The 14,595-nt window shown below is 58.3% G+C and carries 16 protein-coding genes and 1 tRNA gene; 16 read left to right on the forward strand and 1 reads right to left on the reverse strand.

Annotated features, from left to right (window positions below; translation table 11 throughout):
- The first annotated feature begins 34 nt into the window (after nucleotides 1–34).
- The 9 genes from B9Z37_RS11790 (at nucleotide 35) to rng (ending at nucleotide 7,657) form a co-directional block, all read left to right on the forward strand.
- Complete coding sequence (locus B9Z37_RS11790; protein ID WP_108313214.1) at nucleotides 35–760, forward strand: YebC/PmpR family DNA-binding transcriptional regulator; 726 nt, start codon at nucleotides 35–37, stop codon at nucleotides 758–760.
- A gap of 9 nt (nucleotides 761–769) precedes the next feature.
- The gene (purD, locus tag B9Z37_RS11795) at nucleotides 770–2,050 is read left to right on the forward strand and encodes a phosphoribosylamine--glycine ligase (protein ID WP_108313215.1); all 1,281 of its coding nucleotides are present in this window, start codon (nucleotides 770–772) and stop codon (nucleotides 2,048–2,050) included.
- Nucleotides 2,051–2,065: 15 nt separating this feature from the next.
- Nucleotides 2,066–2,722, forward strand: a complete 657-nt coding sequence (locus B9Z37_RS11800) for a 1-acyl-sn-glycerol-3-phosphate acyltransferase (protein ID WP_240606701.1) — start codon at nucleotides 2,066–2,068, stop codon at nucleotides 2,720–2,722.
- A 24-nt stretch (nucleotides 2,723–2,746) separates the two neighbouring features.
- On the forward strand, nucleotides 2,747–3,667 hold the full coding sequence (hemF, locus tag B9Z37_RS11805; RefSeq protein WP_108313216.1) for an oxygen-dependent coproporphyrinogen oxidase: 921 nt from the start codon (nucleotides 2,747–2,749) through the stop codon (nucleotides 3,665–3,667).
- The gene (nadD, locus tag B9Z37_RS11810; protein WP_108313217.1) at nucleotides 3,658–4,299 is read left to right on the forward strand and encodes a nicotinate (nicotinamide) nucleotide adenylyltransferase; all 642 of its coding nucleotides are present in this window, start codon (nucleotides 3,658–3,660) and stop codon (nucleotides 4,297–4,299) included. Before hemF ends, nadD begins: the two co-directional genes overlap by 10 nt.
- Entirely contained in the window at nucleotides 4,299–5,027 is a 729-nt protein-coding gene (gene rsfS, locus B9Z37_RS11815; RefSeq protein ID WP_108313218.1) for a ribosome silencing factor, read from the forward strand. The genes nadD and rsfS overlap by 1 nt, the downstream gene beginning before the upstream one ends.
- A gap of 6 nt (nucleotides 5,028–5,033) precedes the next feature.
- A complete protein-coding gene (rlmH, locus tag B9Z37_RS11820) occupies nucleotides 5,034–5,501 on the forward strand; it encodes a 23S rRNA (pseudouridine(1915)-N(3))-methyltransferase RlmH (RefSeq protein WP_108313219.1) in 468 nt (155 codons plus the stop codon).
- Nucleotides 5,498–6,100: a Maf family protein gene (locus tag B9Z37_RS11825; RefSeq protein WP_108313220.1), complete on the forward strand. Its 603-nt coding sequence runs from the start codon at nucleotides 5,498–5,500 to the stop codon at nucleotides 6,098–6,100. Before rlmH ends, B9Z37_RS11825 begins: the two co-directional genes overlap by 4 nt.
- A gap of 84 nt (nucleotides 6,101–6,184) precedes the next feature.
- The gene (gene rng / locus B9Z37_RS11830) at nucleotides 6,185–7,657 is read left to right on the forward strand and encodes a ribonuclease G (RefSeq protein ID WP_108313221.1); all 1,473 of its coding nucleotides are present in this window, start codon (nucleotides 6,185–6,187) and stop codon (nucleotides 7,655–7,657) included.
- A gap of 19 nt (nucleotides 7,658–7,676) precedes the next feature.
- On the opposite strand, the gene msbA is transcribed toward rng, so the two are convergent.
- Complete coding sequence (msbA, locus tag B9Z37_RS11835) at nucleotides 7,677–9,452, reverse strand: lipid A export permease/ATP-binding protein MsbA (RefSeq protein WP_108313222.1); 1,776 nt, start codon at nucleotides 9,450–9,452, stop codon at nucleotides 7,677–7,679.
- 98 nt (nucleotides 9,453–9,550) lie between these two features.
- Here msbA and tolB point away from each other — a divergent pair, with 98 nt between their 5' ends.
- The 7 genes from tolB (at nucleotide 9,551) to B9Z37_RS11870 (ending at nucleotide 14,582) form a co-directional block, all read left to right on the forward strand.
- A complete protein-coding gene (gene tolB, locus B9Z37_RS11840) occupies nucleotides 9,551–10,843 on the forward strand; it encodes a Tol-Pal system beta propeller repeat protein TolB (protein WP_108313223.1) in 1,293 nt (430 codons plus the stop codon).
- A 38-nt stretch (nucleotides 10,844–10,881) separates the two neighbouring features.
- Complete coding sequence (gene pal, locus B9Z37_RS11845; protein WP_108313224.1) at nucleotides 10,882–11,418, forward strand: peptidoglycan-associated lipoprotein Pal; 537 nt, start codon at nucleotides 10,882–10,884, stop codon at nucleotides 11,416–11,418.
- A 5-nt stretch (nucleotides 11,419–11,423) separates the two neighbouring features.
- Complete coding sequence (gene ybgF, locus B9Z37_RS11850) at nucleotides 11,424–12,197, forward strand: tol-pal system protein YbgF (RefSeq protein ID WP_108313225.1); 774 nt, start codon at nucleotides 11,424–11,426, stop codon at nucleotides 12,195–12,197.
- A gap of 15 nt (nucleotides 12,198–12,212) precedes the next feature.
- Complete coding sequence (locus B9Z37_RS11855; protein WP_240606702.1) at nucleotides 12,213–13,331, forward strand: YeeE/YedE family protein; 1,119 nt, start codon at nucleotides 12,213–12,215, stop codon at nucleotides 13,329–13,331.
- Nucleotides 13,328–14,116 (forward strand): tRNA threonylcarbamoyladenosine dehydratase, encoded by a 789-nt coding sequence (locus B9Z37_RS11860; protein ID WP_108313226.1) that lies wholly within the window; start codon nucleotides 13,328–13,330, stop codon nucleotides 14,114–14,116. Before B9Z37_RS11855 ends, B9Z37_RS11860 begins: the two co-directional genes overlap by 4 nt.
- A gap of 45 nt (nucleotides 14,117–14,161) precedes the next feature.
- A tRNA-Lys gene (locus tag B9Z37_RS11865) sits at nucleotides 14,162–14,237 on the forward strand.
- A 93-nt stretch (nucleotides 14,238–14,330) separates the two neighbouring features.
- Nucleotides 14,331–14,582, forward strand: coding sequence for a hypothetical protein (locus B9Z37_RS11870; protein ID WP_108313227.1), 252 nt, complete (start codon nucleotides 14,331–14,333; stop codon nucleotides 14,580–14,582).
- Nucleotides 14,583–14,595: the final 13 nt, after the last annotated feature.

The following is a 14,595-nucleotide window of genomic DNA, read 5'->3' on the forward strand; positions in this document are numbered from 1 at the left end:
TCTGTAGATTAAATCAACATTCAAGGAATTCCCGATGGCTGGCCACAGTAAATGGGCAAATATTCAGCACCGCAAGGGGCGGCAAGACGAAAAGCGTCAGCGCATCTGGACCCGGGTGGTCCGTGAAATCATGGTGGCCGCACGAACCGGCGGCGGCGATGTCAGCGCCAATCCCCGCTTGCGCCTGGCCATCGAGAAGGCCAAGGCGGCCAACATGCCCGCCGACACCATCAAACGCAATGTGGACAAGGCCACTGGCAACCTCGAAGGCGTGAGCTACGAGGAAATTCGCTACGAAGGCTATGGCATTGGGGGCGCGGCCATCATTTTGGACACCATGACCGACAACCGGGTGCGCACGGTCGCGGAAGTGCGCCACGCCTTGAGCAAGCATGGCGGTAACCTGGGGACCGAAGGCTCGGTGGCGTTCCAGTTCAAAAACTGTGGCCAGCTGATTTTTGCCCCGGGCACCAGCGAAGACAAAGTCATGGAAGTGGCTCTGGAGGCTGGCGCCGAGGACGTGATCACGGACGAGGAGGGGGCCATCGAGGTGCTGACTGCGCCAGCGGAGTTTGAGGCTGTCAAGAACGCGCTGGAGGCCGCAGGGCTGGTGGCCGATATGGCCGAGGTGACCATGCGTGCCGAAAACAGCATTTCGCTTGCGGGTGAAGATGCGGTCAAAATGCAAAAATTGCTGGATGTGCTGGAAGACTTGGACGATGTGCAAAACGTTTTCCACAACGCCGAATTCGAAGATTAAGGAAGTTTGATGAAAGTATTGGTAGTCGGCAATGGTGGCCGAGAGCACGCCATGGCGTGGAAATTGGCGCAATCGCCCAAAATTCAGCAGGTTTACGTCGCCCCCGGCAACGGTGGCACGGCCAAAGACCCCAACCTGATCAATGTCCCGGTCACCGATTTGGCGCAACTGCGCCAATGGGCGATCGACAACGGCATCGCATTGACCCTGGTCGGCCCTGAGGCGCCGCTGGCTGCAGGAATCGTGGACGATTTTCGTGCGCATGGTTTACGCATCTTTGGCCCCACTCAGGCGGCAGCCCAGCTCGAAAGCTCGAAAGCTTTTTCCAAGTCATTCATGCAGCGCCATGGCATTCCCACGGCCGAGTTTGAAACCTTCACCGATGCGGCCTTAGCACATGCCTATGTGGACCTCAAAGGTGCGCCCATTGTGGTCAAGGCCGATGGCTTGGCCGCAGGCAAAGGCGTGGTGGTCGCGATGACGGTGGCCGAGGCCCATGAAGCGATCGACTTCATGTTGCTCGACAACACCTTGGGCGTGGCCCATAACGTAGGCGGTGCCCGCGTGGTGATCGAGGAGTTTTTGCAGGGCGAGGAAGCCAGTTTCATGGTTTTGTGCGATGGCAAAAACGTCACAGCACTCGCCACCAGCCAGGATCACAAGCGTTTGCTCGACGGCGATGAAGGCCCGAACACGGGCGGCATGGGTGCTTATTCGCCCGCGCCCGTGGTCACGGCCGAAGTGCATGCCCGCGCCATGCGCGAAGTCATCTTGCCCACCATCCGGGGCATGGAAAAAGATGGCATCACTTACACCGGTTTTTTGTATGCCGGTTTGATGATCGACCCCCAAGGCCGCGTCAAAACCCTGGAGTTCAACTGCCGCATGGGTGACCCAGAAACCCAGCCCATCTTGATGCGCCTGAAATCGGACCTGTTGGACGTGCTTTTGGCCGCAACCTCTGAGGGCCTGGAGCACCTGGAGCTGGAATGGGACCGCCGGGTGGCGCTCGGTGTGGTGATGGCTGCGGCCGGTTACCCCATGAACCCGCGCAAAGGGGATGCCATCAATGGCCTGCCCAAAGACGAAGAAGAGGCCATGGTGTTTCATGCAGGCACCACCGAGCAAAACGGTCAGATACTGACCTCGGGCGGCCGTGTCTTGTGTGTCACGGCTTTGGCCGATTCGGTGCGCCAAGCACAGCAAAAGGCCTACCAGACCGCCAGCCCCATCGCATTCGATGGCATGCAGATGCGCAAAGACATCGGTTACCGCGCCATCAAAAACTGACGGGGCACATTGTTCATGCGTTTTCCATCACCCCATCCTGTTCAATTCAAGGGCTCCCGTTTGGCCCGCTGGGTCTTGAAGATGCTGGGCTGGCGCCTGGAGTTTGAAGGCTTTCCTGCGCTTCAGGGTGTGGCCATCGTCTACCCGCATACCAGCAATTGGGATTTCCCGATCGGCATGCTGGCCAAATGGGCCTTGGGCATTCCAGCGCATTTCTGGGGCAAAGACTCCTTGTTCAAGTTTCCCCTGATTGGCGCCTGGATGCGTTGGGTGGGCGGCCTTCCGATTGACCGCAGCTCTTCGAAAGGGGTTGTGGGTCAGATGGTTCATGTGTTCGAGCAACACAAGGCCAGGCATCAATTGCTGTGGCTTGGCCTGGCCCCGGAGGGCACGCGCAGTCTCACACCGGGTTGGCGCAGTGGCTTTTACCAAGTGGCTTTGGGGGCTCAGGTGCCTTTGGCCTTGGTCAAGCTCGACTGGGGCAAACGCTGCTTCAGTGTGGTTGATTTTTACGAACTGACCGGCGAAACCGATGTGGATTACGCCCACTTCGCGCAAGTGTTCGAGGGTGTTGAGGGCTTCCATGTGGACCAAATGGGCCCCATCGTGCCCTGGAGTCCGCAGGCGACTTCCAAGGCGACCACTTCCACCTCGGCTTCACAGTCTTCCTGATTTCGCATTGCGTTAAAACCCCCCATGAACACATCGTTTGAACTCGGCACAGTCAAGAACTACCTCGTGGGCTTGCAGTCCCGCATCACCGGGGCTTTGACCGACATCGATGGCACGCCGTTTTTGGTGGATGCCTGGCAAAAAGAGCCCGGTGAAAAGCTGCAAGGCAACGGCATCACCCAAATTTTGGAAGGCGGCCCGGTGTTCGAGCGTGCTGGTTGCGGTTTTTCGCACGTGAGTGGACCGCAGTTGCCCCCCTCGGCAACACAGCACCGCCCTGAGTTGGCGGGTTCGGCCTTTGAGGCCATGGGCGTGTCGCTGGTGTTTCACCCGCGCAACCCTTACGTGCCCACGGTGCACATGAATGTGCGCATGATCGCCGCCAAGCCCGAAGGTAAAGCGCCTGTGGCCTGGTTTGGTGGCGGCATGGACCTGACACCTTATTACGGCTTTGACGAAGATGCGGTGCATTTTCACCAGACCTGCAAAGATGCGCTGACGCCGTTTGGTGAAGGTTTGCACCCCCGCTTCAAAACCTGGTGCGATGACTATTTTTGCAACAAGCACCGCCACGAGCAGCGCGGCGTGGGCGGCATCTTCTTTGACGATTTTTCCGAGCTGGGCATGGCCCCAAGCTTTGCCATGCTGCAAAGCGTGGGCGATGCCCTGTTGCCCGCTTACATGCCGATCGTGCAACGGCGCAAAGACATGCCCTATGGTGAGCGTGAGCGTGACTTCCAGCTGTACCGCCGTGGCCGCTATGTGGAGTTCAACTTGGTGTGGGACCGGGGCACGCATTTTGGCTTGCAGTCGGGCGGACGTACCGAATCCATCTTGTTGTCCATGCCGCCCGAGGTGCGCTGGTCTTATCAGCGCCAGGATGAACCAGGTTCGCCCGAAGCGCGTTTGCTGAGCCATTTCTTGGTGCCCAAGGATTGGGTTTGAATCTGCCCATCGTCACCCGATTGGGTGTTTTTGGCGGTGCTTTTGATCCACCGCATCTGGCGCATGTGGCCTTGGTCGAGGCGGCTATTGCGCAGCTCCAACTGGAGCAAGTGCGTGTTTTGCCCACGGGACAGGCTTGGCACAAAACGCGCCATTTGAGCGATGCCGCTCACAGGCTCGCCATGACCCGAATGGCCTACCAGCATCTGCCCCAGGTCGTGGTGGATGAGCGTGAAATCAGGCGTGCCGGACCCAGCTACACGGTGGACACATTGCATGAGTTGCAGGCCGAATTTCCACAGGCCCAACTCTATTTGTTGCTCGGCGATGACCAGCGGCGGTCCTTGCCATCCTGGCATCAAATCGAAGAAATCGGCCGCATCGCTATAATCTGCGCCGCAGGGCGTGATATGGCCGTGCGTGCCTGGAATGAAGAGTCGGGTACGTCACAGGCAGTCGCGCCCCTTTCTGACACGATGCAAGCGCGCATTCAGACTCTGGAGATGCCGCTGATGCCTCACAGTGCCACGGACATCCGTGAGCTGCTGGCCAAAGAGCAGGCCATTTCAGGTCTGGTGCCCCCCGCTGTTGAGCGCTATATTCACGAACACCATCTTTACAGGCCCCTTTGATGACCGAAAACGCTGCCAAAAAAGACATTCAAAAACTCCAGCGAGCCATTGTGGACGCCTTGGAGGACGTCAAGGCCCAAGAGATCCAGGTGTTTGACACCGAGCACCTTTCCTCCCTGTTTGAGCGGGTCATCATTGCGTCAGGCACATCGAACCGCCAGACCAAGGCCTTGGCCGCCAGTGTGCGCGACAAGGTGCGCCATGCCGGTTTTGGCAAGCCCCGCATCGAAGGTGAAGACAACGGCGAGTGGATCATTGTGGATTGCGGTCAGGCCGTGGTGCACGTCATGCAGCCCACGATCCGCACTTACTACAACCTGGAAGAAATTTGGGGTGGCACACCCGTGCGTCTGAAGTTTGGTGCCCCTAAACCAGCCGCCACAGCCGAGGTCAAAGGCCACATCCAGAACTCGGTGGCCAAAAAAGCGACCAAAGTGCCGGCAGCCAAAAAGACTGCAGCCAAAGCCAAGCCGGCTTTGAAGGCCCCCGCCAAGACAGCCAAGCCTGCTGCCAAAGCCGCAGCGAAAACGTCTGCGAAGACTGCAGTAAAGTCGCCCGTTAAAACGGTTGCCAAATCGGCCACCAGCAAGCCCACCGTGAAAACAGTGGGCAAGCCTTCGGCCAAACCGGCTGCCAAAGCGGCGACCAAGACAGCTGCCAAACCCGCTGCCAAGAAAGCTCCAGCCCGCAAGGCCGTACAAGCTGCGACCCGTCGCAAAGCCGATTGATCCTTCATGAAGCTGCTGATCGTTGCGGTCGGCCTGCGTGTGCCTGACTGGGCTCAGACCGCCTGGGACGATTACGCCAAACGTTTTCCGCCTGAGCTCAAGGTCGAGCTCAAGGCCGTGAAAACCGAGCCCCGAGGCTCCAAAACCCTGCCCACGTTGTACGCTGCCGAGCGCCAGCGCATCGAGGCGGCCATTCCCCGTGGCACCCGCATTGTGGTGCTGGACGAGCGCGGCACCAACCTCACCACCCAAGCCCTGGCAACACGCCTGACCAGTTGGCAATTGGGGGGTGACGATGTGGCCTTGGTCATCGGCGGCCCCGATGGTCTGGAGCCCGAATTCAGGCAAGCCGCGCACGAACGCATTCGCCTGTCCGACCTGACCTTGCCCCACGCCATGGCCCGGGTGCTGTTGATTGAGCAGCTGTACCGCGCCTGGTCCATCAACGCCAACCACCCTTACCACCGCGAATGAGCGACTTCATTTACCTCGCCTCTCAAAGTCCCCGGCGCAGCCAGTTGCTGGACCAAATCGGCGTGGCCCACACCTTGCTGTTGGCCGAGCCTGGCGAAGATGCCGAGTCCTTGGAAGAGGTTCGAGGCCATGAGGCACCTGGCCGCTATGTGGCCCGGGTGACGGGCCTGAAGCTGGATGCTGCCGTGCAGCGCCTGAAGCGGCAGGGCCTGCCTGCCGCGCCGGTGCTGTGCGCGGACACCACCGTGTGTTTGGGCCGTGACATTTTGGGCAAACCGGCGGACTCAGCCGATGCCGTGCGCATTTTGAAATTATTGTCTGGCCAGACCCATCGGGTGTTGACGGCGGTGGCTGTGCAAAAAGGCCGTCAACGCGTGGCGGCCGTGTCCGAGTCATGGGTGCGTTTTGCACCCATGACCCCAGCGCAAATCAAGGCCTATGTGGCGTCAGGCGAGCCCATGGGCAAAGCCGGGGCCTACGGTGTGCAGGGCAGGGCGGCTGCTCATATTGAACAGATCCGGGGCAGTTATTCAGGCATCATGGGCCTGCCGCTGTTCGAGACCGCAGCCTTGCTGCGCTCGGTGGGCGTTCGCTGCTGAGTGTTTGAAGGGCCTGTGCGAACCGCTTGGCCAGGCGCTCGTGTGTTGTGAGCCGATTCCCCATTTTCCAACCTGATTCCATCCATGCAACAAGATATTTTGGTCAATTGGTCACCCCAGGAAACCCGGGTCGCGGTGGTCGAATTTGGCGCGGTGCAAGAGCTGCACGTTGAGCGCACGCTCGAGCGCGGTTTGGTCGGCAATGTGTACCTGGGCAAAGTGGCCCGCGTGTTGCCGGGCATGCAGTCGGCGTTCATCGACATCGGGCTGGACAAGGCTGCGTTTTTGCATGTGGCCGATGTGTGGCAAAAACATGCCGAAGGCGAGGCCTCTGCTGCCCGCACGGGCCAGCCGCTGGTGCCGATTGAAAAACAGGTGTTTGAAGGTCGCGCCATCATGGTGCAGGTCATCAAGGACCCCATGGGCACCAAAGGCGCCCGTCTGTCTACGCAAATCAGCATTGCGGGGCGTCATCTGGTGTTTTTGCCGCAAGACGATCACATTGGGGTGTCGCAAAAAATACCGTCTGACCAACGCGATGCACTGCGCCAGAGGCTGCAGGCCCTGGTGGGCGCTGATGGTGGTGGTTTCATCTTGCGCACCAATGCCGAAGACTCAAGTGATGAAGAGTTGCAGGAAGACATCGCGTATCTGCGCAAGACCTGGGCCCGCATCAAGGAGGCTTCGATGCGTTTGCCTCCTGCGTCCTTGCTGCACCAGGATCTGACGCTGTTGCAGCGCGTGCTGCGCGACCTGGTGGGTGAGGCCACCCAAAGCATCCGCATCGATTCGCAAGAGCAGTTTGCTCAGCTGGTGGCTTTTGGCCGCGAGTTCATGCCGAAAGCGGCAGAGCGCTTGCATCTGTACAAAGGCGAGCGGCCGATTTTTGATTTGTATGCGATCGATGAAGAGATCGCCAAAGCCTTGGGGCGCCGGGTTGACCTGAAATCTGGCGGCTACCTCATCATTGACCAGACCGAAGCCCTGACCACGGTGGATGTGAATACCGGCGGTTATGTCGGGGCGCGCAATTTCGAAGACACCATCTTCAAGACCAACCTGGAGGCGGCCCAAGCCATCGCCCGCCAATTGCGCCTGCGCAATCTGGGCGGCATCGTCATTGCCGATTTCATCGACATGTCACGCCCGGACCACCAGGACGCGGTGCTGGCCGAGTTTCGCAAGCAATTGGCGCGTGACCGCGTGAAGACGATGGCGGGTGGTTTCTCGTCATTGGGCTTGCTGGAAATGACCCGCAAACGCACCCGTGAGTCTTTGGCCCACATGCTGTGCGAGCCATGCCCCAGTTGCCAGGGCAAGGGCATCGTCAAGACCGCTCGCTCGGTGGTGTATGACATCTTGCGTGAAATCTTGCGCGAAGCACGTCAATTCAACCCGCGAGAGTTTCGTGTTGTGGCCGCATCGGCGGTCATTGATTTGTTGCTGGACGAAGAAAGCCAGCATCTGGCAGGCTTGTCGGATTTCATTGCCAAGCCGATTTCGCTCCAGGTGGAGCCCGCCATGGGGCCCGAACAATACGATGTCGTGCTGCTCTGAGTGGTGCTTTCCAAGGGCCTTAAGCTGCAGCCTCGCTGGTCCATTCACCCCGGTTGTGCAACCGGGCATAAGCGCCACCTGAGGCCAGCAAGTGGGCTGGCGCACCTTGTTCCACGATCCGGCCACGCTCCATGACCACCACGCGGTCAGCATGCTCAATGGTAGACAAGCGGTGCGCCACGATCAAGGTGGTTCTGCCTTGCATGAGTTTTTGCAAGGCGTCTTGCACCAGTCGCTCGGACTCATTGTCCAGCGCCGAGGTGGCTTCGTCCAGAATCAAAATGGGCGCATCTTTGTACAGTGCCCGCGCAATCGCCAGGCGCTGGCGCTGGCCACCGGACAGCTGGTTGGCGTTGTGGCCCAAAAGCGTGTCCATGCCTTGCGGCATTTGTGAGACATGGCTCCACAGGTTGGCCGCATCCAGGCAAGCCTGAATCCGGTCCTTGTTCGCATCATGACCCAGGCAGATGTTGGCTGCCACCGTGTCGTTGAGCATCACGACATCCTGGCTGACCATGGCAATTTGGCGTCGCAAACTGTCCAAAGCCCAGTCTTCGATAGGCACGCCATCAATGCACACGCGGCCGGAGGTGGCTTGCACGAACCGGGGGAGCAGCTGGATCAGGGTGGTTTTGCCTGCGCCGGATGTGCCGACCAAGGCCACGGTTTCGCCCGGTTGAACTTTCAGATTGACGCCAGACAGGGCGGCTTGGCCATTGGGGCTGAATTGAAGGTGCACATCCTGCCATTCCACCGCACCTTGTGCGCGATGCTGGGTGTAGGTCCCTTGTGTTTCTTCCTTGGCTTCATGAATCAAACCCAGGCCTCTTTCGAGCGCAGCCAGCCCCCGGGTGATGGGGCTGGAAATTTCAGCCAAACGCTTGATGGGTGCAACCAGCATCAGCATGGCGGTGATGAAGGCCACAAACCCGCCCACCGTGGCGCCTGATGCGCCGTTCTGACTTTGGTAAAGCGCGATCACCAGCACCATGGACAAGGACAACGCGGCCATGATTTGCGTCAATGGCGTCATGGCAGCTGAGGCCACGGTGGTCTTCAGGGCCAGTCGGCGAAGCACCTGTGCCAGTTGGCCGAAACGCGCAATTTGGTGTGCTTGCCCACCTTGCAAACGCACAACCCTGTGCGCCAACACGTTTTCTTCGACCACATAAGCCAGGTTGTCGGTGGCGGTTTGGCTTTCTTTGGTCAATTTGTAAAGGCGACGCGAGAGTGCCTTCATGATCCAGCTCAGGCCCGGAGCCACCGTGAACACCACCAGCGTGAGTTTCCAGTTCAGCCACATCAAATAACCCAACAAGGCGATCAACGTGAACCCGTCGCGGGCCAGGGCAATGACTGCAGACACCAATTGCGAAGCGCCTGTCTGGACTTCGTAGACGATGGTGTTCGACAGGGCGCTGGCCGATTGCTTGGAAAACAGGGATAAGTCAGCCTTCATGAGCTGCGAGAAAAGCTGGGACCGGAGTTTTTCCATCCCGTCATTGGTCAATCTGGAAAGGGCGTACTGGGCGATGAAGTTGGCCACCCCGCGCACCGTGAACAAGCCAACCACAGCCGCCGGAATGGCCCACAAAGGCAATTTGTTCTCTGCAAAACCCTTGTCCAGCAGTGGCTGAAACAGGGCCGGAATCATCGGCTCCGTCAATGCGGCCATGAGGGTCGCCAAAATGGCCACGACCCAAATGCCCCTTTGGCTTCCAAAATACGGCGCCAGTCGCCGCAATCGGTCCCGGATACTGGGTTGGGAAGTGGGAGAAGTGGTGGTCTGGCTCATGCCGAGATTGTAAGTAGGGCAGTCAATGCAGTCGCAGAAAACAGATTTCTACGGTGTACGATCACGACATCCGCAATTTGAATGGTCACCACATTGACATGAAGCTTGTATTTTTGCGCATTGACCTGTTGTCATGGCTTTTGAAGCTGCTGGTTTTGAGCACGCTGGCGGTCCCCTCCTGGGCTCAATTTCGCGTGGAAGTCACGGGCGTCGGCATGACCCAGTTGCCAGTGGTGATTGCCCCCTTCAAAGGCGAGGCCACCGCTCCGCAAAAGCTGGCCAGCATCGTGCAGGCCGATCTGGAGCGCAGTGGACAGTTCAAGGGCCTGGCCGCGGGTTCGGCCTTGATGGACGAAACGAGCCGACCCGACTGGTCGCCCTGGCGTCAGTTGTCAGCCGAGGCGTTGGTAGCCGGTTCGGTGACCCGTTTGGCCGATGGCCGTTTTGATGTGCGTGCCCGTCTGTGGGATGTGGTCAAAGGCCAAGAGAAAGGTGATTTCAAGGACACCGTTTCTGCTGCTGATTTGCGTTTGTCAGCGCACCGCATCGCCGATTGGGTTTACCAACAGCTCACGGGTACCCCAGGGGCTTTCGCTTCGCGCATCAGCTATGTCACCAAAGCAGGGGGGCGTTATTCTTTGTGGATTGCTGACTCCGATGGAGAGAACGCCCAGTCGGCCTTGAGCAGCCCAGAGCCCATCATTTCGCCGTCTTGGTCGCCCAATGGTGCGCAGTTGGCCTACGTGTCGTTTGAATTACGCAAACCTGTGGTGTATGTGCATGAGCTGGCTACGGGACAGCGTCGGCCAGTGGCCAACTTCAAGGGGTCCAACAGTGCGCCCGCATGGAGTGCCGATGGCAAGTCGCTGGCGGCGACCTTGAGCCGAGACGGTGGGTCGCAGCTGTTTCGCATCGACTTGGCGGGCGGGGAGCCGCGCCGTTTATCGCCTCCCGGGGGCATCAACACAGAGCCCGCATTTTCGCCAGATGGCAGCGCCTTGTTTTTCGTCAGTGATCGTGGTGGCAGTCCGCAGATCTACCGCATGCCCACACAGGGTGGCCCGGCCGAGAGAGTGACCTTTTCTGGCACTTACAATATTTCACCTGCGCTCAGCCCTGATGGACGTTGGCTGGCCTATGTCTCGCGTGTAGGAGGTGGATTCCGACTGCACCTGATGGAGTTGGCCACAGGACAGGTGGTGGCATTGACCGACACCTCTTCAGATGAGCGCCCCAGTTTTTCGCCCAACAGCCGTCTGTTGGTTTATGCCACTGTTTTCCAAGGTCGAGAATCGTTGATGACCACGACCTTGGATGGCCGTATCAAAGCCCGTTTGGCGGGTCAAGGCGGAGATATCCGAGAACCCCATTGGGGTCCGGTTCGGAAATAAATTTTTGAGAATTCATTTTGAAGTTAAAGAGGTAAATCATGAGCAAGAAATTTTTGACCAGTTTGTTGTTGACTGCGCTTTTGGCGGGTTGCGCATCCGGTGTGAAGTTGGACGATGTGCCTGTTGAAGACAAGTCGGCCACATCCTCCGGTGTGTCAGCACAAGGCATTGGCAACAACGCCAACGGCGCACAAACCGGCGTGGCGGGTGTGGTGGTCGAGAAGTCGGCTTCGGGCACCGGGCCTGTTGGCGTAGCGCACGTGGTGTTCTTTGATTACGACAGTTTTGTGGTTCGTGCCGAAGCGCGCCCAGTGATTGAGAGCCATGCCCGCTTTTTGCAAACCAACAAGCAGCGCAAAGCCAACCTTGAAGGTCATACCGATGAGCGTGGCGGCCGTGAATACAACTTGGCTTTGGGTCAAAAGCGTGCAGAAGCTGTGCGTCAAGCTTTGAGCTTGTTGGGCGTCCCAGAGAGTCAGTTGGAAGCCGTCAGCTATGGCAAAGAAAAACCCGCAGCGCAAGGCTCTGCAGAATCCGACCTGGCTAAAAACCGCCGCGTCGAAATCCGGTACTGAAAACCATGAAAACGCTGGCCAGATTGGGGGGCTCAGGGCTCCGATTTGCATGGATCCCCGTTCTGTGGGCGTTGATGGGCACAGCGCAAGCGGGCCTTTTTGAAGACGATGAAGCCCGCAAAGCCATTCTGGATTTGCGCCAACGGGTGGAGCAATCCAACACGGCCATCAAAGGCTTGGCGGATGAAAATGCCCAGTTGCGCCGTGCCTTGCTCGATTTTCAAGGCCAAATTGACGGCTTGAGGGCGGAGCAATCTCAAATCCGTGGTGCTCAAGAGCGTTTGGCCCGCGATGTGTCTGAAGCACAGCTGAGCCAAAAAGACATGGCCAATGGCGTGAACGAGCGTTTGCGCCGTTTTGAGCCCGTCAAAGTGTCTGTGGATGGCGCGGAGTTCATGGCTGAACCCGTAGAAAAGCGTGACTACGAAGCAGCCATGGATGTTTTCCGCAAGGGCGACTTTGCTGCTGCACAAGTGGCCTTGGGTCAATTTGTTCAGAGGTATCGGCAAAGCGGTTACGTGTCATCGGCTTTGTTCTGGCTGGGGAACGCCCAATATGCCAACAAGGATTACAAAGACGCTTTGTCAAACTTTCAGCAAATGTTGAAAGCTGCTCCCACGCATGCCCGCGCACCTGAGGCGATGCTGGCCATCTCCAATGTTCAGATCGAATTGAAGGACCTCAAAGGCGCCCGTAAAACGATGGACGAGTTGGTCAAGGCCTATCCGGCATCGGAGGCTGCCACCACAGCACGCGACCGTCTGGCGCGTTTGCGCTGAGCCCAAAGGCATTGGGTGATCACGCTTGATCAACTCCAGCTCCAGGCACTGGGGGTCTTGGGGCTGACATTGGTATTGTCGGTCTTGATGGGGGCGCTGTTTCACCGCAGCCACTTTTGCACCATGGGGGCCATCAGCGATTGGGTGATCATGGGCGATGCGCACCGTGCCAAGCAGTGGGCGATGGCGGTTGCCGTCGCCGTGCTGGGTTTCGGTTTGATGTCTTGGTTGGGCTGGGTTACGCCTGGCAACACCATTTACGCCAACACGCAGATCCCTTGGCTTTCCTTGTTGTTGGGAGGGGTGATTTTCGGTTCGGGCATGGTGCTGGGCTCGGGTTGTACAAGCAAATCACTGGTCAGATTAGGTGGCGGCAATCTGAAGTCGTTGGTGGTGTTGATGGCTATGGGCATATCGGCCCTGGCCACCTTGCGCGGTTTGACGGCGGTGTGGCGTGTGAATTCGATTGACTTGGTGACCGTGGACTCCGGCATGGGCGCCTTCCTGGGGCAATGGTTTTCTCACGTGACACACATCGCTCAGCCTTGGTCAAACCTGCTGTCGGCCTTTGCAGTGGCCAGTTTGCTTTTTCTCTGGGTTTTCAAAGATCGTCGAACATTGGGCCGATCTGCAATTCTTTCAGGCGCTGGGATCGGGGGCGTCGTGGTCCTTTTGTGGTGGGTCAGTGGCGTGTTGGGCTACGTGCCTGAACACCCCCAAACACTGGAGCCTGTCTTTTTGGCCACAGCCAGTGGTCGGATGGAAGCCATGAGTTTGACGGCACCGGTCGCTTATGGGTGGGATGCGTTGATGTATTTCAGTGACGGTGGCAAACGGGTGACGACCGGTATGGTCATGGTGATGGGGGTGTTGCTTGGCGCGTTTTGCAGCGCCCAATGGCAAGGCACATTCCGTTGGGAGGGCTTTACGCAAACCGCAGACCTAGGGCGGCACCTCTTAGGAGGAGCATTGATGGGCATTGGCGCAGTCATGGCCATGGGCTGCAGCATTGGCCAAGGCTTGTCGGGTTTGTCCACGCTCAGCTTGGGCAGTGGCTTGGCTGTCATCGGCATCGTGTTGGGCGCGGTGTTGACCTTGCGCTGGGAAATGCACCGTGCGGAGTTGTTGGCATGAGCGTCGTAATGCGCCAGGACGATGGAGATGACCGCCGTTTTGGCGGATTGCAACGCTTGTATGGTGTGTCCGGCGCGCAGCGGATTCGACAAGCGCATGTGGCCGTGGTGGGCATTGGGGGGGTGGGGTCCTGGGTGGCCGAAGCACTGGCACGCAGTGGCGTTGCACGTTTGACCTTGATCGACATGGATCACATTGCCGAGTCCAACATCAACCGCCAGATTCATGCGCTGACCAACACGACAGGGCAAGCCAAAGTCGATGCCATGCGCGAACGCATTGCCTTGATTCACCCTGAATGCCATGTGGATGCCCTCGATGAATTTGTCAGCCCCGAAAACTGGCCTGCTGTGTTGCCCTGTTTGCCCGATGCGGTGATCGATGCTTGTGACCAAGTCAAGGCGAAGGTGCACATGGCTCAATGGGCGCTCGATAACAAAGTAGGTTTCATCACCGTGGGCGCTGCGGGCGGCAAGCGTTTGGCGCATAAGGTGGACGTTGACGATTTGTCAAAAATCACGCACGACCCTTTGTTGGCGCAAGTGCGCTACCGCTTGCGCAAGCACCATGGTGCAGCCAAGGGGGACAAGCGCATGGGCATTCAAGGTGTCTTCAGTCGGGAATCGGTGGCGCCGCCTGATGCGTCATGCGCGATGGAAGGTGACGGCACGCTCAATTGTCACGGCTATGGATCAGTGGTCAGCGTGACGGCGACCTTTGGCATGTGCGCGGCTTCAGAAATTTTGAATTTTTTGGCGCTTGGTCCTCAGAAGGCCCAAAAATAACGCTATAATTTGAGTCTTGCTACAGTGCACAAACACTGAAGCAAAGGGACCATAGCTCAGTTGGTAGAGCAGCGGACTTTTAATCCGTTTGTCGTGGGTTCGACCCCCGCTGGTCCCACCAAAAAAACTAAAAAGCACTTTGTATCTCGGTACAAAGTGCTTTTTTCATGGGCGCACTTGTCGTGAACCCGGATCCATAGCGAAAGAGCACCCCATGAGCAGCGAATTGAACGCCCAAAGTGAATTGAAAAAGATGGCGCTGTGCGAGCCTTGTTCGGGTATCCAGCGCAATTGGCGTCGCGCCCCTGGACATGCAGAATTGGTACAAGGTGCCAATCGCAAGGAGCAGCGAGAGTCAGGTCAAGCGACCATCACTTCTTACCGCTGTGATCGCTGTGGCACCTCGTGGGAGTACGAGAACAACAAAGCCGATCAGCATGCTGGCTGGTCAGTAGTGGGCGGATAAGCACGATCCGCCT

Source organism: Limnohabitans parvus II-B4 (genome assembly GCF_003063455.1).
Lineage (GTDB): Bacteria > Pseudomonadota > Gammaproteobacteria > Burkholderiales > Burkholderiaceae_C > Limnohabitans_A > Limnohabitans_A parvus.